Source organism: Nonomuraea ferruginea (genome assembly GCF_039540635.1).
Taxonomy (GTDB): domain Bacteria; phylum Actinomycetota; class Actinomycetes; order Streptosporangiales; family Streptosporangiaceae; genus Nonomuraea; species Nonomuraea ferruginea.
This window is the reverse complement of record NZ_BAABFD010000001.1, coordinates 380391-402864: the sequence shown is the minus strand read 5'-3', so window position 1 is coordinate 402864 and position 22474 is coordinate 380391. Positions and strand designations below refer to the sequence as shown.

Sequence of the window (22474 nt, the reverse complement as noted above, 5' to 3'; positions counted from 1 at the left end):
CAAGGGCCGGGTCAGCCCGCGGCCAGCTCCTCCAGCCGGTAGGGAAGGTACGCGGAGTCGTCCACCAGCGCCGACGCGCCGCGCCACCAGCCGAACCACTCGCCGCTGCGCCACATCCAGTCGACCCGCTCGATCGCGGCCACCACGTCGCCGACGGTCTCCCAGCGCTCGCCGAGCTGCTGGTCGGTGGCACCGTGCCTGAGCGCCCAGGCGCGCAGGACGCGGGCCGCGTAAGCGTCCACGCGGCGCGCGTACGGGTCGGGTTTCTCCCCCGGCAGCCGGTGCGGCCCGAGACCGGCGGCCACCCCCCAGCTCCACTGCGCCTCGGCGGGGCGTGAGTAGCGCAGCGAGTGGAAGTCCAGGTTGGAGCCCAGGTTGTCGTCAGGCCTGCGCGTCACCACCGCGTCGAGGCGGCCGCCGGCGTCGAAGTGCACCACCAGCCGCTGCCCCGGCCGCACCCCCGGCGGCAGGCCGAACCGGTCCTCCGCCTGCCAGGAGTTCAGGTCGACCTGGGCGACGGGCCTGCCCCACAGCTCGTCGGCGGCGTCGTCGGAGATCCAGGCGGCCAGCATCTCCAGGGCGGTCAGGTCCGTCCACGGCTCGATCGCCACCGCCGTGTGCAGCACCTCGTCGGGCGCGGGCAGCTTGCCGCCCCTGGGCCGGGTCCACCACTGCCCGCCCAGCTCGCGGGTGCCGACCAGCAGGGCGGCGAGCGCGGCCAGCTCGGCCGAGCGCCGCGTCAGGGACGCGCCCAGCGCCAGCCCGACGCACCGGTCGCAACGCTCGTCGCCGATGACCGGCCGGGCTGCGGCGATCAGCGCGTCGGCGGTGGGGTGGTCCTCGCCCAGCAGGTTGCGGACAACCCGCCGGGCCTCGGTACGCGCGTCTTCAGCATGAGCCTGCCGCATATTGCCACGCTACGCCCGGAGATCCTTTTCCGCGAGAGGCTCTGACCTGGTCGTTTCCCGCATCCCCTGAGGGCGTGCCCCTGCCCTGCCGAGCCCGCCTTCCTCGAACGCGGACGGCCGCCGCGTTCTCGTCCACCACCCACTCCTCGACGCGCGATCCGCCTTTCACGGCGTCACATGGGCGAGGAGGGAGCGCATGCGAAAGGACGGGGTTCGAAGGAGGCGCGCCCACATCGGGCTCGCCTCCCTCCGCGACCGCCCGGCCGAGGAAGGGTCCAGGCCATCAACTCTCCGGCACCCCCATCCAAGAAACGGACCAGGCCAGCGGCTCTCCGGGACCGCCCGTCCGAGGGGTGGGCGGTCCCGCGCCGTCCGTCCGAGGGCGGGCGGGTTAGCGGCGGGCTCGGCCGAAGAGCCAGCCGATGGCCGCGCTGCCGAGCGCGACGCCGGCGCCCATGCCGAAGGCGGCCAGCATCACCCACGGCGGAGTCTCCGTACGGCGCTTCTCCGCGACCGGGGGGCGCTCGTAGACGGCGGGGCGGCTCGCCGCGGGTGTCAGGGCGGAGGGCTCCCGGAGAGGCCCGGGGCCTTCCGTGGTGGGGCGTGGGACCGGTACCACGGCCGGGGTTCCCGCAGGGGCCAGGGCTCCCTCCGAAGGCAGGGTTCCCGCCGGGGCCAGGGCTTCTGCCGGAGGCAGGGTTTCCGCAGGGGTGCACAGGTGGCGTTCGACGGCGGCGAAGAACTCGCCGGCCGTCTTCCGGGCCACCGAGCCCAGCATCCGCTGCCCCACCCCGCCGATCATCCCGCCGATGACCGCGTCGGCGTCGTACTCGACCCGGGTCCCGCCGTCGATCTCGCTCAGCCGTACCAGGACGGTGGCGTCCACCGTCCCTGGGGCGCCCTGGCCGCGCGCCCGCAGCACGAAGCTCACCGGGGCCGCCGGTTCCGCGAGGGCCACCTCGCCCTGGTAGACCCCTTTGAGCGAGGCCACCCCGGCGTTGACGGTCATCCGGTACGTGTCGGGCCCGCACTCCTCCAGGCGCTCGCATCCGGGGATGGTGCGCACCAGGACCGCCGGGTCCTGCAGGGCTGCCCACACGCGGTCTCTTTCGACGCCGATCTCGGCGCTGCCTGCGACTTTCACACCGTCACTCTAGAAAGCCACCGCCCGCCGGGATAAGGGCAACACCTGCCCAACGTCCCCGCGTCGCCCTGTGGCCGGGTCCACCGCCCGGTGTACGCGGGGATCCACCCGGCGGGTGACGCGGCGGGACGAGCCCGAACGGCATCGTGGGATGGGCTGAAGGGGGCCGGTGTGACCAAGGTCGCACCACATTGCTCTACAGCGTGTAGTACTACTTCAAGTAGATGTACTACAAGCCGTAGAGCTCGTTGACCCGATGAGGGGACATGGACGCACTTGATCTCGCACGGTGGCAGTTCGGGGTGACCACCGTGTACCACTTCCTGTTCGTGCCGCTGACGATCGGCCTGGGCATCTTCGTGGCCGGGCTGCAGACCGCGTGGCACCGCACCGGGAAGGACCACTACCTGCGGCTGACGAAGTTCTTCGGCAAGCTCTTCGTGATCAACTTCGCGATGGGCGTGGTCACCGGCATCGTGCAGGAGTTCCAGTTCGGCATGAACTGGTCGGAGTACTCCACGTTCGTCGGTGACGTGTTCGGCGCGCCGCTGGCCTTGGAGGCGTTGCTGGCGTTCTTCCTGGAGTCCACGTTCATCGGGTTGTGGATCTTCGGGTGGGACCGGCTGCCGAAGCGGCTCCACCTGGCCTGCATCTGGGCGGCGGCGCTGGCCTCCAACCTGTCGGCGTACTTCATCCTGGCCGCCAACGCGTGGATGAAGCACCCGGTCGGCTACGAGGTGGTCGACGGCAAGGCCAGGATGACGGACCTGTGGGCGGTGCTGACCAACTCGACCGCGCTCGCGCAGGTGCCGCACGTGGTCGCCGCCGCGTTCGTGGTGGCCGGCGGGTTCGTGCTGGCGGTGTGCGGCTACTGGCTGCTGCGGACCCGGGCGGAGATGTGGCGCGGCGCCGCCAGGGCGGCGCTGGTGATGACGGCGGTCGCGGGCGCGCTGGTCGCGGTCACCGGCGACACGTCCGCCAAGCTGATGTACGAGCAGCAGCCGATGAAGCTGGCCGCCGCCGAAGGGCTCGAACGCGACACCGCCGGAGCGCCGTTCACGGTCGCGCCCGGCATCGAGATCCCCAAGGTGCTCAGCTTCCTTTCCACGAACGACCCCGACGCCGTCGTCCAGGGCACCGAGGACCTGCAGCGGCGCTTCGAGCAGGAGTTCGGCCCCGGCGACTACCGGCCGGACCAGACGATCGTGTTCTGGTCGTTCCGGCTGATGATCGGGTTCGGCATGGCGACCGTCGGGCTGTCCGTGCTCGGGCTCTGGCTGACCCGCCGCCGGAGGCCGATGCCGCCCTGGCTGTCGCGGGTGTTCCTGCTGGCGCTCCCGCTGCCGCTGCTCGCGGTGACGGCCGGCTGGCTGCTGAGCGAGATCGGGCGCCAGCCGTGGACGGTCGCGGGCGAGCTGCTCACGGCGGCCTCCGTCTCACCCGGGGTGAGCCTGGCCGAGGTCGCGATCTCCCTGACGATCTTCACCCTGCTGTACGGCGCGCTCACCGTGGCCGAGATCGTGCTGCTGGCCCGGCACGTACGCAAGGGCCCCGAGGAGATCGAGCCCGCTCCCGCGGCCGAGAAGCGCCAGCCGTCGCTGATGTACTGAGGAGCAGACGTGATCGACCTGTGGTTCATCATCATCGCCTTCCTGTGGACGGGATACTTCGTCCTGGAGGGGTTCGACTTCGGCGTGGGGCTGCTGGCGCCGTTCGTCAGCGGCGACGGCGAGGAGCAGCGGCAGAGCCTGCAGACGATCGGGCCGGTGTGGGACGGCAACGAGGTGTGGCTGATCACCGCGGTGGGCGCCATGTTCGCCGCGTTCCCCGCCTGGTACGCGGGCATGTTCAGCGGCTTCTACCTGCCGGTGCTGCTGGTCCTGGTCGGCCTGATCGTGCGCGGCGTCGGCCTGGAGTGGCGCGGCAAGGTCGAGAACCCGGCCTGGTGCGACCTCGGCATCGTGGTCGGCAGCGCGCTGCCCGCGTTCGTGTGGGGCACGGTCTTCGCCGACCTCCTGTACGGGAGCGCGGTGGCGGCGATGCTGGGCGGCGCGTTCTCGCTGACGGTGTGCCTGCTGCACGGCGCGATCTTCCTGGCGCTCAAGACGGACGGCCCGGTGCGCAAGCGGGCCAGGTCGGCGGCGGTCACGCTGAGCGCGGTGACGCTGCCGATCGGCGTGGTGGCGCTGTCGGGCATGGGCACGATCCCGGCGCTCGCGGCGGTGGCCGCGCTGGCCGCCGCGCCGGCGCTGGTGTGGCGGCGCCGCGAGGGCTGGGCGTTCGTGGCCATGGCGGCCACGATCGTGCTGGTGTCGGTCGCGGTCTTCGCCCAGCTGCGCCACGCCCCGCTGCCGGGGCTGACGCTGGCGGAGGCGGCCTCCGGCCCGTACACGCTGACGATGCTCAGCTGGATCGGCCTGATCGCGCTGCCGTTCGTGCTCGGTTACCAGGGCTGGACGTACTGGGTGTTCAGGAAGCGGGTCCGGCCGGCTCTTTGAGAAACTCGCCAAGCCCCGGGTGACCGCGGTCACGATTCTGGGAAAATCCACCGTGAGCCGCACACCGCGTGGAGGTGCTTCTTGGCCATCGAGGTGGTCGCATCCGACGGAAGAAGACTCGCAGTCGAAGACAGCGGAAATCCTGACGGCTACCCGATCGTTCTCCTGCACGGCACCCCGGGCAGCAGGTTCGGCCCCTCACCCAGGGCTGGGGTGCTGTATCGGCTCGGTATCCGGTTGATCAGCTTCGACCGGCCCGGCTACGGGCACTCGGAGCGCAGGCCGGACCGTACGGTGTCCGATGTGGCCTCGGACGTCGAGGCGATCGCGGCGGCGCTGGGCCTGGGCAGGTTCGGGGTGGTCGGCCGCTCAGGCGGCGCACCGCACGCGCTGGCCTGCGCGGCGCTGCTTCCCCACCGGATCACCAGGGCGGCCGCCCTGGTCGGCCTGGCGCCGCCAGGCGCCGAGGGGCTCCACTGGTTCGACGGGATGCACGAGTCCAACATCGTGGAGTACGGCGTGGCCCGGACCGGACGCATCGCGGTGGCCGCCCGGCTGACCGTGGCAGCCGAGCAGATCCGGGCGGACCCGTTCAGCAAGGTTCTCGGGCTCCGCGAGCAGGTGCCCGAATCGGACCGCAAGGTGGTGGCCGACGACGGAATCCGGCGCATGCTCGTACGCAACTTCGCCGAAGGGCTCCGCGAGTCGGCGGATGGCTGGGTGGACGACGTGGTCGCGCTCACCAGCGCGTGGGGATTCGATCCGGCCGACATAACCGTCCCGACACTGCTCTGGCATGGCGAGGACGACGTGTTCTCTCCCGCCGGCCACACCAGCTGGCTCGGCAGCCGGATCCCCGGGGCGCTGGTGCGGATACAGCCCGACGCCGCCCACTTCGGTGCCCTCGACGTGCTGCCCGAGGTGCTGCTGTGGCTCAGGTCGGCTGAGGCTCCAGATCCCGGTTGAGCCTCTCCCACTCGTGTGCGGCGACCACACTGGGATGGCTGCCCCCGAGCGTGACGGCGAGCCTGTCGAGTGCCTTGGCGTGCAGGAGCTCAGCGTCCGCCCGCTGACCCACCTCCCGCAGGGTGATAGCCAGATTGGCCTGGCAGATCAGGCTGTCCGGGTGCTCCGGCCGCAGGCACCGGCGCAGCCCGTCGAGCGCGCGCACCTCCAGAGTCCGGGCCTGTTCCAGGTCTCCCAGGTCGGCGGCGCAATTGGCGAGGTTCACGGTGCACGCCAGCGTGAAGGGGTGGTTCTCGCCAAGCCGATGGCGGAAACTCTCCAGCACCCGCTCGCCTTCCCGGTGGGCCGGCTCCACATCCCCCACGGCACGCCGGAGGACCATCAGGTTGTTGGCCGCCACGAGCGTGTAGGGATGGTCGACGCCGAGCAACTCCGTGTAGTCCTCCACGACCTTGGCCGTCATGTCGCGGGCGCTTTCCTTGTGACCCATGACCGACATGCAGGTGGCGACCTCCAGCGCGGCCGCCTTGGTCTCCGGCGCGGAGGGGTACAGCCGCTGGTAGCGCTGGTAGGTGTCCTGCACGAGACCGAGCGCCTCCTGGTACTGCCCGGCCTTGCGCAGTGAAACCGCCAGGCTTTTGCCCGCGCGCAGCGTGTGCAGGTAGTTCTCGCCGAGCACCTCCCGGTAGAGGGGGAGCGCTCCCTTGAGCAGTTCGATCGAAGCCTGGTACTCACCCGCCTCGCGCATGTCCCGCGCCAGGTTCTGGGTGGTGTTCAAGGTGTCGGGATGGGATGGCCCCATCACGGAACTGGCCTGCATTCTGCGGCGCGTCTCCTGGTCCAGTTCCATGGCGCTGTAGGGGTCGCCTACCAGGCGGTAAGAGACCGCCAAATTGTTGGCCGAGGTGAGCGTGCGCGGATAATCCTCGCCATAGGCGTCCTTCCACCGCTCGTACGTCTCCCTGTCCATCGCCAAGGCCTCGTCGAACCGCCCCAGCGCGCGGAGGTCGGCGGCGAGCGAACCCGACGTCAACATCGTGTAGTAGTGGCTGTCCCCGTACAGGGAGCGCTGCGCGTCGCGCACCTCCTCGTCCAGCTCGCGGGCCTCCTCGAAGCGGCCAAGCGAGCGCAGCGCGTTCGCGATCTGAAACTGCAGGTGCAGCCGCTGCCCGTCCCCAGCGCCGAACTCCGCCTCCCACGTACGCGCCAGCTCCTGTCCGCGGGCGAGGGCGTTCTCGAAGTCGCCGCGCTTGTACAGATAGCGCACGTACTCGGTGAGCAGGAGGCGCACCTGCTCCTCGGTACAGGTGATGGCGCCGGACGGGCCCAGGTGCGGCCAGAGCAGCTCGTACTGCGGCCAGTTCTCGGGATCGTCCACCTCACCCTGCCGGGGGCGGGCGGCGGCCAGGATCCGGTGCACCTCGTGCTCCGCCGTGAGCGCTTCCTCCTCCCTCATCCGGGAACGGATGACCTTCTGCACCAGGCGGTGCACCTGGATCGTGTTGTTGCCCTGGTCCACCTGGGCCAGCGCGTAACGGCCGATGTCCCTGATGATGCGGCCCAGTACGAGTTTGTCGCGCAGCGTCTCGTCGAACGGTCTGAGGACCTCCAGCATCCGATCGCTGTACACCAGCGACTGGGAGATCGACTCGGGCGCGAAGAAGGCGCAGAGCTGGAGCAGGCGTCCGGCGGCCGGTGACCGCACGTTGAGCTGGTTGAAAGAGATCTCCCACGTCGCGGCCACCGAGTGGGGATAGTCATCGGGTTGGTTGAGATCGAGCGTATTGAGCGTCTGCGTCTCCAGTTCGGTGAGGTACATGCCCGCCGACATGGAGGTCTCCTCCAGCCACGCGGCCGCCTGCTCGATCGCCAGCGGCAGGTAACCCAGAGCGTCCGCGATCTGCAGAGCCTCATCGGCTGCCAGTCTCGGGACCCGGCGCAGCAGGTGCTCGACGCCCTCCTCGCGACTGAACACGTCGATCTCCAGCGGGACGGCCACACTGGACCACGCCTGGCTGCGCGAGGTGATCAGGACGTGACCGGGGCCGCCCGGCAGGAACGGCCGCAGCGCCTCGGCGTCCTCGGCGTTGTCGAAGGTGAGCAGCCAGCGAGCGTGCGGCTGCCCGCGCCGTAGCGCCTCCAGCGCCGCCTTGGCTCCATCGGCGATGCTGTCGCCGAACCGGATGCCGAGGCGCACGGCCAGCGCCGCGAGCGATCGGTTGATCTCACCGACATCGTTGCTGGGGACCCACCACACCAGCCCGTAGTCGGCCTTGAACCGGTGGGCGTACTCGAGAGCGATCTGGGTCTTGCCGACGCCGCCCAGGCCGAAGAGGGCCTGCGGCCGCGACCCCAGGTCATCGCCGCCCACGAGCCGGTCGCGCAGCGACTCCAAGATCCTGTTTCGCCCGGTGAAGGAGGCGTTCCTGGTCGGCACGCTCCAGACGTCCGGTGAGTGGAGGGGGAACCGGAATGACGGTGACACGGCCGGTATGTCGTAACCCGACACGTCGTCCGGCCTGCCCACGACCCGCAACAGCGTCTCGGCCGCCTGTTCCGCCCCGAGTGAGGCCAGGTCGACCGCCGGTCGTTCGGTGAAGGGCACGGCTCCGCGGTACTCGCTGACCATGAGCGGGATGACCTGGCGGGAACCGAAAGCGTCGGCACCGAGCGGATGCGGCACCTGGGTAGAGCGGGCGACACGCGCGTACGCCCCGGACAGCAGCACGAGAACGCAGCCCTCCCCTTCGGGAGCGCTCTTGCCGGCGATCCGCGGCACCACCCGGAAGCCCGCGTGGGTGAGCACCGCAACGGCCCAGTCCGCCCACATGCGGTCCTCCGGCACGTAGCTGAGCAGCAGGTCGGCCTGCTGCACCGGCTGCTTCCTCGTGTACGCCTCCAGGAACCTGGTGCGCGTGGCCTCGTCCATGCCCGGGAAGGAGGTGACCCGGCCCTCGGTGATGAACTCCGTGAGCCGTTCGTACGCCGCCAACAGCGAGGTGGGCGACCCCGGCAGATCACCGAAGACCGCCAGCGTCTCCTCGAAGGCGTAGAACCTCTTGTACGGGATCTCCACCCGTCCCCAGTACTGCTGCGCCTCCTCCGGGGACATGCCTCCCGGGAACTTCTCGAACTTGCTGCGGGCCAGCGCCCGGCCCGCGTCGAGCTTCTCCTTCTCGCCGTCGTCGATCCTGGCCGGCACGGGGAGGATGCGGATCTTGCGAGCGGCGTAGCGTTCGTGGATGTAGCGCGCGACCTTCGCGGCACCCTCGATGCTCTGGTCCGCCATGGTGAAACAGTCGACGAGGATGTCGGGCATCTGCATCGTGCAGATGTCGGCGATGTCGCTGAGGCCGGTCCGGCTGTCGATGAGCGCGTAGTCGTACTGGGCCTTCATGTCGGCGCGTAGCGCGTCCAGGAAGGAGCCACCGCCGATCCGCCCGTAGAAGTTGTCCCAGTCGAAAGTGGTCACCAGGGAGGAGTAGTCGCGGTTCTGCTGACCCGCGGAGAGGAAGTAGAGCATCCCGGCGGCGGGGAAGTCCCACTCGACCGGAACGGCGTGCGGCGAGACCTTCGCGTAGTCGCGATACCAGTCGGCGCCTTCGTGCTCGCGGGTGGCCTCCCAGGAGTAGTTGCTGACGATGTCGATGACTCCCTGGCTCGACTCGATGAGCCGGCTGTCGAGGAAGGGGTGGAAGTACTTGTGCAGTCCGGGCGATTCCAGATCCCAGTCGATCGCCAGCACGCGCAGACCGTTGCTCGCCAGCAGCCACGCCGTGTTCGCCAGCGCCATGGTCCTCCCCGCCCCGCCTTTGTAGGAGTAGAACGTCACGACCTGGCCCTCGTGCTCGCTCTCCGTCATTGATCCTCCAAAAGCCGAGGCCGGCGCCCCTTCTGGCCGCTCGGGGGGAACGTTCTGACCGATCTGAAGAAGTGGCTGGCCGCCCGGGCGACGATCTCCGGGAAGGCGTCGCGGAACGCCTCGACCGACACCACGTCCCGCGACTCTGGGCTGTCGTACTTCCTCGGCAGGGCCTCGTGCAAGCGGTTCTCAAGGTCACCCTTGACCTGTTTGGTCTGCGGGTCGGACCGGTTCCACGGCACGACGACGCTGATCCACGGCCGGTCGCTCGCATCAAGGCGGAGCAACTCGTCCCGGGCGCCGGGACGCGTGACCTGCCAGGGGTCCAGCAGCATCAGCTCCGGTCCTTCCGGCTCCCCGGAGCCGAGCATCTGTGCCATGTACTGCTCGAAGCCGACGACCTCCGCCTGGTATCCATGCTCCTCGGCGAGCTCGCAGGCGAGGTCGGCGAGCGGCCTGGCATCGTCCTGGTCGCGGAACGGGCTCCACTGCGCGGGCACGCGGCCGTAGTAGAACGCGTTGCGCCCCTCGGGCAGTGCATCGGCGATCGCCGCGATCACCGTCACCTTGAGCGGGCGGCGAACCCCGTAGTCGCCGAAGACGCTGGTGAGCTGGTCGTAGGGAAGCGGCTCGCAGGGGGCAACGTTGGTGGTCTCGGCGACGGTCACGATCCTTCTGGCGATCTGGTACGTCGCGTCCCGGAGATGGCTCCACAGGCGTGGCAATTCGGTCAGCCCGTGGAATCCGTCGCGCAGGTAGCGCTCGCCGGCGTTCTGTAACGAGTACTGGATCGGCCTGGCCACGACGGGCAACTGCTCGACGGGCACCGGATGCCACACCAAAGGGACGATCGCCTGCGGTTCGCGGCCCTCGGCGTCACGTTGCGCGTGCACGCGGTGCAGGAAAGCGGCCCACTCTTTCCCGCACTCCTCGCTGGTGAAATAGCGGGGAGAATATACCGGAACGAACACCTTACAGGTCGCCAGGGCGTCCGCCAGTCGGTCAGGCCATCGGTCGCCCGAATCCATCCCCTGATCCATGAATCCGGCTTCCGATTCAGAGCAATCCGTCATGTTGAGGATGTTTCTGCAGAGGTTGCCAAAGAGCCTGGTAAGAGGCTTGTTCGGGTTGGCTCTGGGGTTGAAGCGCTGCTGCGGCAACCGTGCGTAGCTGAGGAAGAAGTAAGGCCGAGGCCTCCCGCCACCTGACATCTGCCTCCCTCCGCTGTGGTATTTCCTACACCTTTCTCCGCATCGCATACCAGCGAGTGGCGAAATCGACCGCACCAGGCATGGAGATCAGCCGGCATTCGGCCTGGCCCACCCGGCCAATGGCAACATTTCCGGATCTTTCATATTCCGCCCCGAGCTGAGCCATATCACTGGCGTCCAGTTCGACGTCCTCGTACTCCCACCACTGTGCCCCCTGGCCGAAATCGACCACGCAGCGGTAACGCCGCCGGGGCGGGCTCGCACAGTATCGGTACTCCCCCAGATGGAAGGCGGTGCACCGGTCATAGCCGACGCCCAGCAGCAGGATGTCGGCGTCTGCCTCGTACAGCTTGGCCAGCGGCGAGGACTCCCCCAGGTGGCAGCGCGGATCATGCCCTTCCATGAGCTCCGCGGCACGCGCGCCGACTGCGGCGAACGATGTCTGCGGGTGGGCGCTGCGCACGGCCTCCGGCAGTACGCGCACGGTCTCGGCCAGCCGCCCCATGCCCTGTGATGGCGTGGTGGCCCGGTCGAATGCGGACATCCCCGCTTTATGAGCGGCGATCTCGGCCGTGGTCATACCCTCGACTGCCCGGCGGAAGAGCGCGGAGGTGTCGGAGTTCCCGGCCGTGTGGGTCGGGACCACGAGGGTCCCCTCCGCCCCCAGCAACGACCGCAACGCGGATACCACGGCGCCGGCTTCAAAACCGAGCCCGAGTCCTCGCAGGGACGCGTGGACCACCAGCACCCGTCCCGCCCGTACTCCCAGCTCGCGCAGCTCGCCCTCCAGGACGCTCGTTCCACGCCAGGCTCGGCGATCGTCCAGGGCAAGGCTCCGCACGGGCGGCCGGCGAAGGAGGACGTTCATCCGGCGCCGCCCGGCTCGGCGATCATCCGCGTCACAGCCTCGCGCATGCGGGCGACGAACAGGTCGCCGAGCGGTGTCAGCGATCCGGACCCAGCGAGCGTCTCGACGGCGCTTGCGGTGTGGCGTCCCCAGCGCAGGAAGCGCTCTCCGCGCGGCTCGTGGACGCGCCAGAAGTCGGTGACCGCCAGATGAGCGTAGGTGCCTTGGAGCAGTCCCTCCAGCGGGCGCGGGTCGTCGCGCCAGGGAGCCGGGAAGCGCCGGGGGTCGTTCTCGTCGTACAGGTCGAACAGATCGAGCAACGCGCCCAGCTTGACATGCTGGAACTCGTGCATCAGGAGTAGCGCCAGCGTGGCCGGATCGCGCGGCAGAGCTGCGGCCACCGCGCCGAACGCCTGCCGGGCCGCCGAGCTGGCCTCGCGGCCGGGAGGCGGCGGTGCCAGGACCGTCAGCGTATTCAGCCCGGCACGGATGCCTTCGGCGTAACTGGGGTGCTCCCGCTCGACCAGCCGCCAGGCGGCGTCGAACGCCGCCTGCCAGGCGTCCGCCTGCTCGTCTGACAGCGGCGGTGCGACCGGCCACTGGTGGCAGTCGCGGTAAGGGTCGGAGTCCTCCAGCAGGATCTCGTAGCCGGTCCCCGAGGTGAGCGTGCGGACGGACCGGCTGGCGGTCTCGCGCCCGTCGAGCAGGATGCCGTCCGGCCCGGCGGTCAGCAGGGCGGTCTCACCCCGCACCGGTCCCAAGGTGGCTACGGTCGGCAGGTGGACGAGGCCGTCGTGCGCCTGCACCAGCAGCTCGGCCTCGGCTCCGGCGCGGACGACGGCGGCCGCGGCGATGTTGGCCAGGTAACGGGCCGGACTCGTCCCCTTCACGCACTGTACGGCCCAGGCACGGACGTAGGGGTGGGTGAGCACGCGGCGCGTCTCGTCGGGCGCGCGGGACTCCATGTCCACAAGAACGTCCCAGGCGGCGCGGGCGTCCTCCCGGGTGCGCAGCGTGGTCATCAGGGCTTGCTGAAGGCTGCGCTGCGACGCCGCCAGCCAACGTATGTCCTGCTCGCCGCCCAGTCCGCGGGCCAGAGCGTCGAGCGTGTGAGCCGGCAGGACGTGCCGCTGTATCTTGATTTCCCCCCGGACGTTCGTGATGAGCTTGTAGAGATCTGGACAGAAGACGCTGGGCTCGTCGAACCCGGCGCCGGACCGGTAGCGGTGCGGGTAGAGGCCGCCTCCGCAACTGCTCACCACTGGGCACTCCCGGCAGATCCGGCTGAGCCCCGCGAGACCCGTCCGCCGCGCCACCACTCCCGGATGCGCGGCGACCGCGTCGAGGTCGTGACTGAAGACGTTCATACCGGTGCCTGCTGCGCCCTCATAGGCGACCTTGAGCGAGTCGACCTGCTCGTAGGTGCCGTCGGTCTCGATCACGACCAGGGCGCTGGGCTCCAGCCCTATCGCCTCCGTCAGGCTGGATCTCCCATGGGTGGTGCGGATGATCGAGTTGAAGAGGCGGACGTCAACCGGCCTGCCGCCCTCCTCCCACAGACGGAAGACCGACAGTAGCCAGTCGGCGTAGGGCGCGGGCCGGCCGGCCGGGCGCGGCGGCGGATCGTCCCAGGTGGCGTGCGGAAGCAGGAAGTCCACGTGCGGCGGCTCGAAGCGCAGGAGCGCCCGGTAGACGTTGGCGGGGTCGTTGGCCAGGTCGATGGTGCACAAGATGCCGCCGTAGATGCCGGGCCTGCTCTGGAGCAGCCGTAGGGCTCTGCTGACCTGGTCATAAGAGCCGCGCCCGTCTGCGTAGCGGCGATGGAGGTCGTTGGCCCGCCGATCCCCGTCGAGCGAGACGCCGACGCGGACGCCATGCTCGGCGAACAGATCGCAGAACCCCTCGTCGAGCAGGAGTCCGTTGGTGTGGATCCGGATGTCGACCTCGGGTACGAACGACAGGGCGTCGCGCAGGATGCTCAGGAGCCTGCCCAAGAGGGGGCGTCCGGCGAGTAGCGGCTCCCCGCCATGGAGCACGATGCGGACGTCGTCCAGGCGGTGGAAGCGCGCGTGTTCGGCGATCCGGCCCGCCGTTCGAGCAACGATCTCCTCGGACATGGCTCGCGGACGAGAATTCCAAGATTGATCCGCTTTGGTGTATACGTAGCAATGATCGCAAGCAAGATCACAGCGACTGTGCACCTTGATGATGAATTGCGAGAGAGGGGCGCCTCTGCCGCTCATGACCTGACTCGTCCTGCCCGCTCAGATGGACGAACTGAATGCCGCGACAGGCACCCGCCGGACTTCCTCCACCTTGGGCACGACACGGCTGAGAGCCAGAGCCAGCTCCTCCTCGCCGACCGCCTCCATCTCGGCGAGCCGCAAATCCGCGAATAGCGCAACGTCCGAAATGAGCCCCGTGGGCAGCTGTGCGGCCATCATGGAATCCTGGTTCTTGTTGAGGTGATATGAATGTTTGGAACGTCGATTCGACCTGAGGGGAAACGAGTCAAAGACCGGTACCCAGCGTCTCATAGCTTGGAAGTGCAGGCATGGCTTTTCAGTGACTCCTAATTCACGGATTGTAATAGGAGGTTCACCAGCGGTTGGCGACATAGGTCTATCGCCAGGGGCAAGCAATCGTTACCGTGGGTCAGCGTCTTCCCAGGTCGGGGACATGGCTTAGTGATCCATCGCCTCGATGCTGTGAGATGCGGCCCACAGCATGTGCTCCTTGGAGATCGTCTCCTCGGTCTCGTCCACGAAATGCGCCCAGTCCCGCTCCAGCACCGGCCATCGATCCTCGATGGCGATCACGCCGAGTTCCAGGGCTGTCACCGCGTACGACTGCGCCAGCCAGCGGTACTGCCGGGTTTGCGTCCACGCGATCCCCGCCACGGCCAGCGCCCCCACGATCCCCGGCACGTCCAGTTCGATCACCCGGGCGGCGCCGAGCACCGCCGCGACCAGCCCGACCGCCTCGATCGACGCCAGTGCCACGGACCAGCCCACCGCCCACCGCTCGTTCCGCTGCGCCTTCACCCAGTACCAGCGCCGCTGATCCTTGATGCGCCCGTGCCGGTAGCACTCTTGCCGCTCCTTGAGGGTGAGCGCGCGGATCCTGCGCATGTCCTCTGTGACGGCCTCCCCCTCCTCAGCGGGCGACCGCGTGGGGATGCCCCGGAAACGGGTGGCGATGTGCATCATCCTGCTCAGCAGGAGCGCGTCCGGATCGTCTGGCCCGTCCGCCATGCCGAACGGCTGTCCCCTCACGATGTACCGCCAGACGAGTGACTTGGCGGATTCAGCCGCCGCCCTGGCCTCGTGCCAGTGTCTCTCGGGCCGGGCCGTCAGCAGGTAGACCTCGGTCACGAGGGCGACCGCGAGCGCCGAGCCGGTGATCAGGGCCGCGATGTTGAGCAGCCCGTTCTCGATGCTGAAGGTACCGAAGACGGCCGCTATGGCGAGGGAGACCAGGCGCACCAGCGTGGAAGCGAGAAACCTTCGCTGACCGGCGATCGCGCTCCGGTCCGCCAGGTGGAACAGCTCAGGGAAGTGAGCGAGGTCCATGCACCCGAGCCGATCCTGCCCGGCCTTCGGCGTCAAGGCTCGCGCAGGGCACCCTCGGGCCAGACTATTCGCACTTCTATGCTCAGGCGCCGGGCGTCGCGGACCACGTCGGCGGTCCCGCCCGTGCCCCTCGCCGGCCGGCCGTCCCAGACCGCCACCAGCACGTCGGCGTCTCGCAGCAGCAGCGCGTTGGCCGACGCGTACGCCTCCGGAGAGGGCCGGTCGAACGGCGCCCGGAGCACTCTGGAGGCGAGGCCCAACCGGAGGTCGTACCCGCACCGCACGACCTCCGGCAGCCCTGGGCCGTACTGTCGGGCCGGCACGACGGCCTCCAGCCGCCCGCCGAGTTCGAGGACGACGTCAGCGAAGATTTGGTCGCTCCCCGGTGCTAGGCACGACACGCCGACCATGTCGCCGCCGAAAGGCCGGAGGATCTCCCGTATCGCCGACCGCACCAGGGCCGCCGTTTCAATGCTCAGATCCCGGTGTCCGCTGATCGCGATGCGCACTCGCCCTCCCCTGGCGCGGGCCGTCCCAGATGTTGTCCCTCAAGCGTGGGGCTGGCACACTTCGAGTTCGGTCGCGCCGGGGGCAAGGTCAGTAGCCGGAGCCGGCGTCGTTGCCGGGGGCGGGCGACTGGCTGACGCGGTGGTCGCTCAGGTGCAAGTCGCCGTCGAGCGGGATCTGCAGGGCCTCCAGCACCTCGAGGTCGGCGAGCACGGTCCACCTGGGGCCGACGAGGTGCGGCTTGTACTCGGGCGCCTGGTCCATCCAGGCGTCCTTGCCGTCCTCCGTGGCGAAGGTGCTCACGAAGAACTCGCCGTCGTCCGTCTTGCAGTAGCCGGTGCGGATGTCGGAGGCGTCGACCTGGATGCGCGGGGCGCAGCCCACCTTGTCGGCGAGCTGCTCCACGGTGAGCGCCGGCAGTTGCTCCTGCTTCTGGCCCGCGGCGACGTAGTCGCCGTCGCCGCCGGGGGTGCATGCGACGAGGAGCCCGGCCAGCAGCCCGAACGCGGCCAGACGTGGAAAAGTCGTCATGTGCCGAGATACGCAGGATCCGTGAGGACGGTTCACCCGTTCAGCGTAGGATGACGCAGCCGCGGGCGGCCAGGTCGCGCAGGGCGGGCGGTTCGTCGTCGAGCTTGTTCCAGCGCAGGTCGAGCTTCTCCAGGGCGGGCGGCAGCGCCGGAAGGCGGCGCAGCCGGTTGTTGCGCAGGTCGAGATGGGTGAGCCGGGTGAGCGGCGACAGGTCGGGCAGCTCGCGCAGGACGTTGTCGCGCAGGTCGAGCACGCGCAGCTCGCCCAGCCCGGCGATCGACGGGGGCAGGGCGCCCAGCCGGTTGCCCCTCAGGTGGAGCTCGCGGAGGCGGCGCAGGCCGCCGATGCCCGCCGGGAGCGACTCCAGCCGGTTGCCGTAGAGCCTGAGCTCGACCAGGGAGGCCATCCGGCCGAGGCTCTCGGGCAGGGCGCGCAGCCGGTTGTCGGTGAGGCCGAGGTAGGCGAGCCGGTCCAGGCGGCCGATGGCGGCGGGCACCTCGGTGAGCAGGTTGTCGCTCGCGTACAGGTAGTCGGTGAGCGGCAGGTCGCCGAGCTCCGCGGGGAGGGACGTGAGCCGGTTGTGGCCCACGTCGAGCAGGCGCAGCGACGTGAGGCCGGCGACGGCGGGCGGCAGCTCGGTGAGCGCGTTCTCGGCGACGTTGAGCGTCTCCAGCCGGGTCAGCCGCCACAGCGCCGCGGGCAGCCCGGAGACCCGGTTTCCGCCGACGGACAGGTGGCGCAGCCGGTCGCCTAGGCGGTCCGGCAGCCGCTCGACGACGTTCCCGTACAGGGAGAGGGTCTCCAGGGCGGGCGGGAGGGGTGGGACCTCGGTGAGCCGGTTGCCGTCGGCGTGGAGAGCGCGCAGGGCCTTCAGACGCGACAGGTCGGGCAGCGCGCGCAGCCTGTTGCCGTCGAGGCGCAGTTCCTCCAGCTCGGTCAGCTCCCCGGCCCACGCGGGCAGCTCGGTGAGCTCGTTCCAGGCCAGGTCGACCAGCCGGACGCGGGCCGCCCCTGCCGCGTCGCCCGGGAACCGAGTCAGCCCGGCGCCGGGCACCCGCAGCTCGACCGCCTGTTCTACCGCCTGTCCGGCCCCGTGTCCGGCCGCCTGTTCTACCGCCTGTCCGGCCCCGTGTCCGGCCGCCTGTTCTACCGCGCGTCCGGCCCCGTGACCGGCCGCCTGTCCGGCCGCCTGTCTGGTCGCCTGTCCGGCCGCGTGTCCGGCCGCCTGTTCTGCCGCTGTGGTCTGGGGGCCAGGGGCGGCGCCGGTCCGGTCCGTTCGCATGCCGCAGATCCTGCCATGGGCGGACGATCAGCCGCGCAGGTCGAACAGCTCCGACGGGGAGATCGGCATGCGGTCGATGTCGACGCCCTCCGCGTCCTCGATCGCCGAGGCGATGACCGCCGACACCGGGATCACCCCCGCCTCCCCCGCTCCCTTGATGCCCAGCGGGTTGAGCGGCGACGGGGTCTCCAGGTGGGCCGTCTCGACGTGCGGGATCTCGGTCGCGTACGGCATGAGGAAGTCCATGAAGGAGGCGTTGACGAGCTGCCCGTGCGAGTCGTACACCATCCGCTCGTAGAGCGCGCCGCCGATGCCCTGCGCCACCCCGCCGTGGATCTGGCCCTCGACGATCATCGGGTTGATCAGCTTGCCGCAGTCGTGCACGACCGCGTACCTGAGGACCTTGATCTCGGCCGTGAGCGGGTCGGTCTCGACGACGGCCGCGTGCATGCCGGCGGCGAAGGTGGAGCGGATCGGCGAGTAGTAGTCGCGGCCCTCCAGCCCCGGCTCGTCCCCTTCGGCGACCGGCGGCCGGTCGGGCGAGGCCCCGCCCGACGACTGGCCGGAGAACTGGGTGGCCCTGGCCGCCTCGTCGTCGAACGCGTACCGCAGCGGGTTGGCCAGCACCGCGACCGTGGACAGCGGGACGGCCGCCTTCGGGTCGCCGACCACGTGCACGATGCCTTCGGTGATCTCCAGGTCGGCCGGGTTCGCCTCCAGCGCGTCGGCGGCGATGCGCAGCGCCTTCTCGCGCACCTTGCGGCAGGCGAGCGCGATCGCGTTGCCGCTCATGACCGCGGCCCGGGAGGCGAACGTGCCGACCGCGTACCCGAACCTGCGGGTGTCGCCGGTGACCACGGACACCCGCTCGATCGGCACGCCCAGCTCGGTGGCGGCGATCTGGGCGAACACGGTCTGGTGTCCCTGCCCCTGGGAGGTGAGCCCGGTGGAGACGTGCACCCGCCCGTCCGAGGTGATCTGCACGTGCCCGCCCTCGTACGGGCCGACGCCGGTGCCCTCGACGTAGCAGCCGATGCCGATGCCACGGTTCGGGGCGCGCTCGAAGTCGTCCCAGCCGATCAGCTCCTTCACCAGGCGGAGCATCTCGGGGTAGTCGCCGCTGTCGTAGATGAGCGGCCGGCCGTCCTGGAAGGTCATGCGCTGGTCGTAGGGGAACTCGTCGGGCTGGATGAAGTTGGCGGCGCGCACCTCGGTGCGGTCCCTGCCCAGATGGCGGGCGATCTTGTCCATCGTCCGCTCCATGCAGAACACGCCCTGCGGGCGGCCCGCGCCCCGATACGGGGTGACCTGCACGGTGTTGGTGTAGACGGAGGAGAATTCGACCCGGTAGGCGCCGAGTTTGTACGGCCCGAGCAGCTGGGTGGAGGTGATGATCGGCACGATGATCCCGTACGGGGTGTAGGCGCCGTGGTCGTGCAGGATGCGCACGTCCATGCCGAGCACCCGGCCGTCGTCGTCGAAGCCGACCCGCACGTGCTGCACCTGGCCGCGCTCGTGCGCGGAGGAGATGAAGTGCTCGCGCCGGTCCTCGGTCCACTTGATCTCGCGGCCGAGCAGCATGGCGGCCCACGGCACCAGGATCTCCTCCGGCCACGGGTGCACGATCTTCACCCCGAACCCGCCGCCCACATCGGGCGCGATGACCTCGACGCTGGTCAGCGGCAGGCCGAGCGCGGCCGCGATGGCCATGCGGACGCTGGTGGAGGTCTGGGTGCTGGAGTAGACGCGCAGGTCGGCGCCGTCCCAGCGGGCGTACACGCCGCGGCCTTCGAGCGGGGTGCTGGCGCTGCGCTCGATGTCGAGCCGGAACGACAGGGTGTGCGGGGCGGCGTCGATCGCCTCCCCGGCGCTCAGCCCGGACGCGGAGGGCACCTCCTGCACCAGGTGGGCGCCGATGTTGCCGGGCACGTCCTCGTGCACGAGGTGGCCGCTCTGCACGGCGTCCTCCAGGCCGACGACCGGCTTGAGCGGCTCGTAGTCGACCTCGATGAGCCCGCAGGCGTCCTCGGCGAGGTAGCGGTCGGTGGCCACGACCATGACGACGGGCTCGCCGACGTGCCGCACGGTCTCCTTGGCCAGCGGGTAGGCGGTGCGGCCGTGGGTGAGCGCCGGGTGCGGGATGAGCAGCGGCAGCGGCCGGCCGACCCGCTCGGGCAGGTCCTCCCAGGTGTAGATGGCGATCAGGCCGTCGACGTCGAGCGCGGCGGTGACGTCGACGTCGCGGATGCGGGCGTGCGCGTGCGGGGAGCGCACGAACGCGGCGGCCAGCGCGCCGGAGCCCAGGTCGTCGAGGAACCGGCCCTGCCCGGTGAGCAGCCGGGGGTCCTCGCGGCGCTGCACCGGCTCTCCGAACAGCCTGGTGGTCATGACTCCTCCGCCTTCAGCTCGGCGGCGCGGTGGACGGCCTTGACGATGTTCTGGTATCCGGTGCAGCGGCACAGGTTTCCCGAGATGCCCTCCAGCACCTCCTCGTCGGTGGGCGCGGGGTTCTCCTCCAGCAGCGCCGTCACCGTGCAGAGGAAGCCGGGCGTGCAGAAGCCGCACTGCAGGGCGTGGCTCTCGCCGAACGCCCGCTGCACCGGCGACATCCCGTCCGGCCCGGCCAGCCCCTCCACGGTGGTGATCTCGTGCCCGTCGGCGGTGACGGCCAGCATCAGGCAGGAGCGCACCGGCCGGCCGTCGAGCAGCACCGTGCAGCAGCCGCACACGCCGTGCTCGCAGCCGACGTGGGTGCCGGTCAGGCCGAGGTCGTGGCGCAGGCAGTCGGACAGCAGCCGCCTGCCCGGCACCCGCACGCGGCGGGCGGTGCCGTTCACGCCGAGGGTGATCTCGTGACTCGAATCCGTCCCGGTGCTCATCCAGCCGCCTCCCTGGCCGCGTCCTTGACCGCCTGCTCGGCCAGCACCCCGATCAGGTGGAGCCGGTACGCCGCGGAGGCGTGCACGTCGCCGTCCGGCTCGGCGCGTTCCCGTACGGCCCCGGCGACCCGCGACCAGGGGACGGTCGCGGCGGGCCGGCGTTCGCAGGCCTCGGTCACGTCGACCACGACCGGGACGGGGCCGACGCCGACGCAGCCGACCCGGGCGGCGCTGATGTGCAGGTCCTCGTCGAGCGTCACCACCGCGCACACCCCGGCGAGCGCGTAGTCGCCGTGCCGCCTGGCGATCTCGCGGAAGGCGGTGCCGGTGCGCGGCGGCAGCGCGGGGAAGAACGCGGAGACGGCCAGCTCGCCCGGCTCGGCCGCCGACTCCATGGGGCCGGTGAAGAACGCGCCCGCGGGCACGTCCCTGGTCACCACCCCGTCCGGCAGGCCGGACGCGCCGGGCGCGCGGCGTGCCAGGCGCACCGAGCCGTCGAGTACGGCGAGCACGGCGGGCAGTTCGGCGGCCGGGTCGGCGTGCACGAGGCTGCCCACCACGGTGCCCCGGTTGCGGATCACCGGGTGGGCCACCAGCCGGAGCGCCTGGACCATGAGCGGGTGCGGGGCGGCCCGCTCCACCTCGGCGTGCCGGGCCAGCGCGCCCACGGTGACCCCGCCGGGGGCCGCGTCGATCGAGCTCAGCGCGCCGAGCCGGTTGATGTCGACCAGGTGGTCCGGCGCGGCGATCCGCATGTTGAGCATCGGGATGAGGCTCTGGCCGCCGGCGAGCACCTTGCCGCGCGGCCCCGCCCCGGCCAGGATCTCCAGCGCCTCGCCGAGGTCGCGGGGGGCGTGGTACTCGAACGGCGGCGGCTTCACCCTGCCTCGATCCTGACGGGTTCGGGGGTGCGGCGGGCGATGACCCGGAGCAGGTGCCAGCCGCCCACCACCACGATGGTGCCGAGCGCGATGCCCTCAAGCCTGAAGTCGCTGCTGATCAACTGCTTCACCGGTCCGATGGCCAGGATGATGCCCGCGCCGATCGGGACCATGTTCACCGGATCGGCGAAATCCACCCTGTTCTCGATCCAGATCTTGGCGCCGAGCAGGCCGATCATCCCGTACAGGATGACCGTGATGCCGCCCAGCACGCCGGACGGCGTGGCCGAGACCAGCGCGCCGAACTTGGGCATCAGGCCGAACAGGATCGCGATGACGCCGGCGATGTAGTAGGCGGCGGTCGAGTAGACCTTGGTGGCGGCCATGACGCCGATGTTCTCGGCGTAGGTGGTGGTCGGCGAGCCGCCGACCGAGCTGGCGACCACGGTGGCGACGCCGTCGGCGGCGATCGCCCGGCCCATGTACGGGTCGAGGTCCGTCTTGGTCATCTCGCCGACGGCCTTGACGTGGCCGATGTTCTCCGCGACGAGCGCGATGACGGCGGGCAGGACCAGCAGCACGGCCGAGGTGTGGAAGCTGGGCCAGGTGACGGGCGGCAGACCGAACCAGTCGGCCTCGGCCACCCCGCTGAGGTCGACCCGGAAGTGCGCGGCGACCTGCACGGCGCCGTCGTCGTAGGCGGGCACCATGCCGAAGACCCGGTCGGCGGCCCAGGAGAGCACGTAGCCGGCGACGAGGCCGACGAGGATGGCGACGCGGCCGACGAAGCCCTTGAACGCCACCACGACGACGAACGTGATCAGCATCGTGAGCAGGGCCATCCACTGGTCCTGCGGCCAGTAGACGTCCGCGACCACGAACGCGAGCCCGAACCCGATGAGCATGACCACCGCGCCGGTGACCGGCGGCGGGAAGATCTTGTTGATGACCTGGACGCCGAGGAAGTGGACCGCGAGGCCGATCAGCGCCAGCACGAACCCGGCCACCAGGATCGCGCCCACCACGACGGAGCTGGCCTCGGGCGAGTCGCCGCCGAACAGCGCCCTGATCGCGAGCACGCCGCCCACGAAGGAGGCGCTCGTGCCCAGGTAGCTGGGCACCTTCCCCTTGACGATCAGCAGGAACAGGATCGTGGCGACCCCGGACATCATGATCGCCATGTTCGGGCTGAGCCCCATCACCAGGGGGAAGACGAACGTGGCGCCGAACATCGCCACGACGTGCTGGGCGCCGAACCCCACCATGCGGGGCCAGCTCAGCCGTTCGTCCGGCCTCACGACCTCGCCTGGTGCCAGATGCTTGCCGTCGCCGTGCTTGGTCCACCCGAATGCCATGTGAACCCCTTTTCACCGGGCCGCTGCTTGC

At 70.3% G+C, this 22474-nt stretch carries 18 protein-coding genes; 3 read left to right on the top strand and 15 right to left on the bottom strand.

From position 1 onward, the window contains the following. Nucleotides 1-11 precede the first annotated feature (11 nt). Both ABD999_RS01745 and ABD999_RS01740 read right to left on the bottom strand, forming a co-directional pair. The gene (locus ABD999_RS01745; RefSeq protein WP_271274937.1) at nt 12-908 is read right to left on the bottom strand and encodes a hypothetical protein; all 897 of its coding nucleotides are present in this window, start codon (nt 906-908) and stop codon (nt 12-14) included. A 391-nt stretch (nt 909-1299) separates the two neighbouring features. Then, nucleotides 1300-2052, bottom strand: a complete 753-nt coding sequence (locus ABD999_RS01740; protein WP_271274938.1) for an SRPBCC domain-containing protein — start codon at nt 2050-2052, stop codon at nt 1300-1302. A 266-nt stretch (nt 2053-2318) separates the two neighbouring features. On the opposite strand from ABD999_RS01740, the gene ABD999_RS01735 reads away from it, so the two are divergent. The 3 genes from ABD999_RS01735 (at nt 2319) to ABD999_RS01725 (ending at nt 5516) form a co-directional block, all read left to right on the top strand. After that, nucleotides 2319-3662, top strand: coding sequence for a cytochrome ubiquinol oxidase subunit I (locus ABD999_RS01735; protein ID WP_148030445.1), 1344 nt, complete (start codon nt 2319-2321; stop codon nt 3660-3662). Nucleotides 3663-3671: 9 nt separating this feature from the next. After that, nucleotides 3672-4550, top strand: coding sequence for a cytochrome d ubiquinol oxidase subunit II (gene cydB, locus ABD999_RS01730; protein WP_271274939.1), 879 nt, complete (start codon nt 3672-3674; stop codon nt 4548-4550). 81 nt (nt 4551-4631) lie between these two features. Continuing rightward, nucleotides 4632-5516, top strand: a complete 885-nt coding sequence (locus ABD999_RS01725; RefSeq protein WP_271274940.1) for an alpha/beta fold hydrolase — start codon at nt 4632-4634, stop codon at nt 5514-5516. Here the strand turns inward: ABD999_RS01725 and fxsT are convergent. From fxsT to ABD999_RS01660, 13 genes are all read right to left on the bottom strand, one after another. Then, nucleotides 5485-9378: an FxSxx-COOH system tetratricopeptide repeat protein gene (gene fxsT, locus ABD999_RS01720; protein ID WP_271274941.1), complete on the bottom strand. Its 3894-nt coding sequence runs from the start codon at nt 9376-9378 to the stop codon at nt 5485-5487. The two genes, ABD999_RS01725 and fxsT, sit on opposite strands and share 32 nt — an antisense overlap. Beyond that, the gene (locus tag ABD999_RS01715; RefSeq protein ID WP_271274942.1) at nt 9375-10589 is read right to left on the bottom strand and encodes a TIR-like protein FxsC; all 1215 of its coding nucleotides are present in this window, start codon (nt 10587-10589) and stop codon (nt 9375-9377) included. Before ABD999_RS01715 ends, fxsT begins: the two co-directional genes overlap by 4 nt. A gap of 25 nt (nt 10590-10614) precedes the next feature. Next, complete coding sequence (locus ABD999_RS01710; protein ID WP_271274943.1) at nt 10615-11457, bottom strand: AAC(3) family N-acetyltransferase; 843 nt, start codon at nt 11455-11457, stop codon at nt 10615-10617. Beyond that, complete coding sequence (locus ABD999_RS01705) at nt 11454-13679, bottom strand: FxsB family cyclophane-forming radical SAM/SPASM peptide maturase (protein WP_271274944.1); 2226 nt, start codon at nt 13677-13679, stop codon at nt 11454-11456. Before ABD999_RS01705 ends, ABD999_RS01710 begins: the two co-directional genes overlap by 4 nt. Before the next feature lie 21 nt (nt 13680-13700). After that, nucleotides 13701-13880 carry an FxSxx-COOH cyclophane-containing RiPP peptide gene (gene fxsA / locus ABD999_RS01700; RefSeq protein WP_271274945.1) on the bottom strand — a complete coding sequence of 60 codons (180 nt, stop codon included), beginning with the start codon at nt 13878-13880 and terminating at the stop codon, nt 13701-13703. 240 nt (nt 13881-14120) lie between these two features. After that, the gene (locus ABD999_RS01695) at nt 14121-15008 is read right to left on the bottom strand and encodes a DUF4231 domain-containing protein (protein WP_271274946.1); all 888 of its coding nucleotides are present in this window, start codon (nt 15006-15008) and stop codon (nt 14121-14123) included. Between the two features lie 32 nt (nt 15009-15040). Next, on the bottom strand, nt 15041-15517 hold the full coding sequence (locus tag ABD999_RS01690) for a hypothetical protein (protein ID WP_271274947.1): 477 nt from the start codon (nt 15515-15517) through the stop codon (nt 15041-15043). 88 nt (nt 15518-15605) lie between these two features. After that, complete coding sequence (locus ABD999_RS01685; RefSeq protein ID WP_271274948.1) at nt 15606-16046, bottom strand: hypothetical protein; 441 nt, start codon at nt 16044-16046, stop codon at nt 15606-15608. A gap of 40 nt (nt 16047-16086) precedes the next feature. Beyond that, the gene (locus ABD999_RS01680; protein ID WP_271274949.1) at nt 16087-17328 is read right to left on the bottom strand and encodes a leucine-rich repeat domain-containing protein; all 1242 of its coding nucleotides are present in this window, start codon (nt 17326-17328) and stop codon (nt 16087-16089) included. A 27-nt stretch (nt 17329-17355) separates the two neighbouring features. Continuing rightward, entirely contained in the window at nt 17356-19716 is a 2361-nt protein-coding gene (gene cutA, locus ABD999_RS01675; RefSeq protein WP_271274950.1) for an aerobic carbon-monoxide dehydrogenase large subunit, read from the bottom strand. After that, nucleotides 19713-20207 carry a (2Fe-2S)-binding protein gene (locus tag ABD999_RS01670; protein ID WP_271274951.1) on the bottom strand — a complete coding sequence of 165 codons (495 nt, stop codon included), beginning with the start codon at nt 20205-20207 and terminating at the stop codon, nt 19713-19715. Before ABD999_RS01670 ends, cutA begins: the two co-directional genes overlap by 4 nt. Then, nucleotides 20204-21088: an FAD binding domain-containing protein gene (locus tag ABD999_RS01665; RefSeq protein WP_271274952.1), complete on the bottom strand. Its 885-nt coding sequence runs from the start codon at nt 21086-21088 to the stop codon at nt 20204-20206. The genes ABD999_RS01670 and ABD999_RS01665 overlap by 4 nt, the downstream gene beginning before the upstream one ends. Continuing rightward, nucleotides 21085-22443: a uracil-xanthine permease family protein gene (locus ABD999_RS01660; RefSeq protein ID WP_219543228.1), complete on the bottom strand. Its 1359-nt coding sequence runs from the start codon at nt 22441-22443 to the stop codon at nt 21085-21087. Before ABD999_RS01660 ends, ABD999_RS01665 begins: the two co-directional genes overlap by 4 nt. Between the last annotated feature and the right edge of the window lie 31 nt (nt 22444-22474).

Bases quoted from the DNA above. Each gene is read 5' to 3' on its own strand.
- ABD999_RS01705 (WP_271274944.1), bottom strand. From the start codon at position 13,679: ATGAGCGGCAGAGGCGCCCCTCTCTCGCAATTCATCATCAAGGTGCAC.
- ABD999_RS01660 (WP_219543228.1), bottom strand. From the start codon at position 22,443: ATGGCATTCGGGTGGACCAAGCACGGCGACGGCAAGCATCTGGCACCA.
- ABD999_RS01670 (WP_271274951.1), bottom strand. From the start codon at position 20,207: ATGAGCACCGGGACGGATTCGAGTCACGAGATCACCCTCGGCGTGAAC.
- ABD999_RS01715 (WP_271274942.1), bottom strand. From the start codon at position 10,589: ATGTCAGGTGGCGGGAGGCCTCGGCCTTACTTCTTCCTCAGCTACGCA.
- ABD999_RS01710 (WP_271274943.1), bottom strand. From the start codon at position 11,457: ATGAACGTCCTCCTTCGCCGGCCGCCCGTGCGGAGCCTTGCCCTGGAC.
- ABD999_RS01695 (WP_271274946.1), bottom strand. From the start codon at position 15,008: ATGGACCTCGCTCACTTCCCTGAGCTGTTCCACCTGGCGGACCGGAGC.
- ABD999_RS01685 (WP_271274948.1), bottom strand. From the start codon at position 16,046: ATGACGACTTTTCCACGTCTGGCCGCGTTCGGGCTGCTGGCCGGGCTC.
- ABD999_RS01745 (WP_271274937.1), bottom strand. From the start codon at position 908: ATGCGGCAGGCTCATGCTGAAGACGCGCGTACCGAGGCCCGGCGGGTT.
- fxsA (WP_271274945.1), bottom strand. From the start codon at position 13,880: ATGATGGCCGCACAGCTGCCCACGGGGCTCATTTCGGACGTTGCGCTA.
- fxsT (WP_271274941.1), bottom strand. From the start codon at position 9,378: ATGACGGAGAGCGAGCACGAGGGCCAGGTCGTGACGTTCTACTCCTAC.
- ABD999_RS01680 (WP_271274949.1), bottom strand. From the start codon at position 17,328: ATGCGAACGGACCGGACCGGCGCCGCCCCTGGCCCCCAGACCACAGCG.
- ABD999_RS01735 (WP_148030445.1), top strand. From the start codon at position 2,319: ATGGACGCACTTGATCTCGCACGGTGGCAGTTCGGGGTGACCACCGTG.
- cutA (WP_271274950.1), bottom strand. From the start codon at position 19,716: ATGACCACCAGGCTGTTCGGAGAGCCGGTGCAGCGCCGCGAGGACCCC.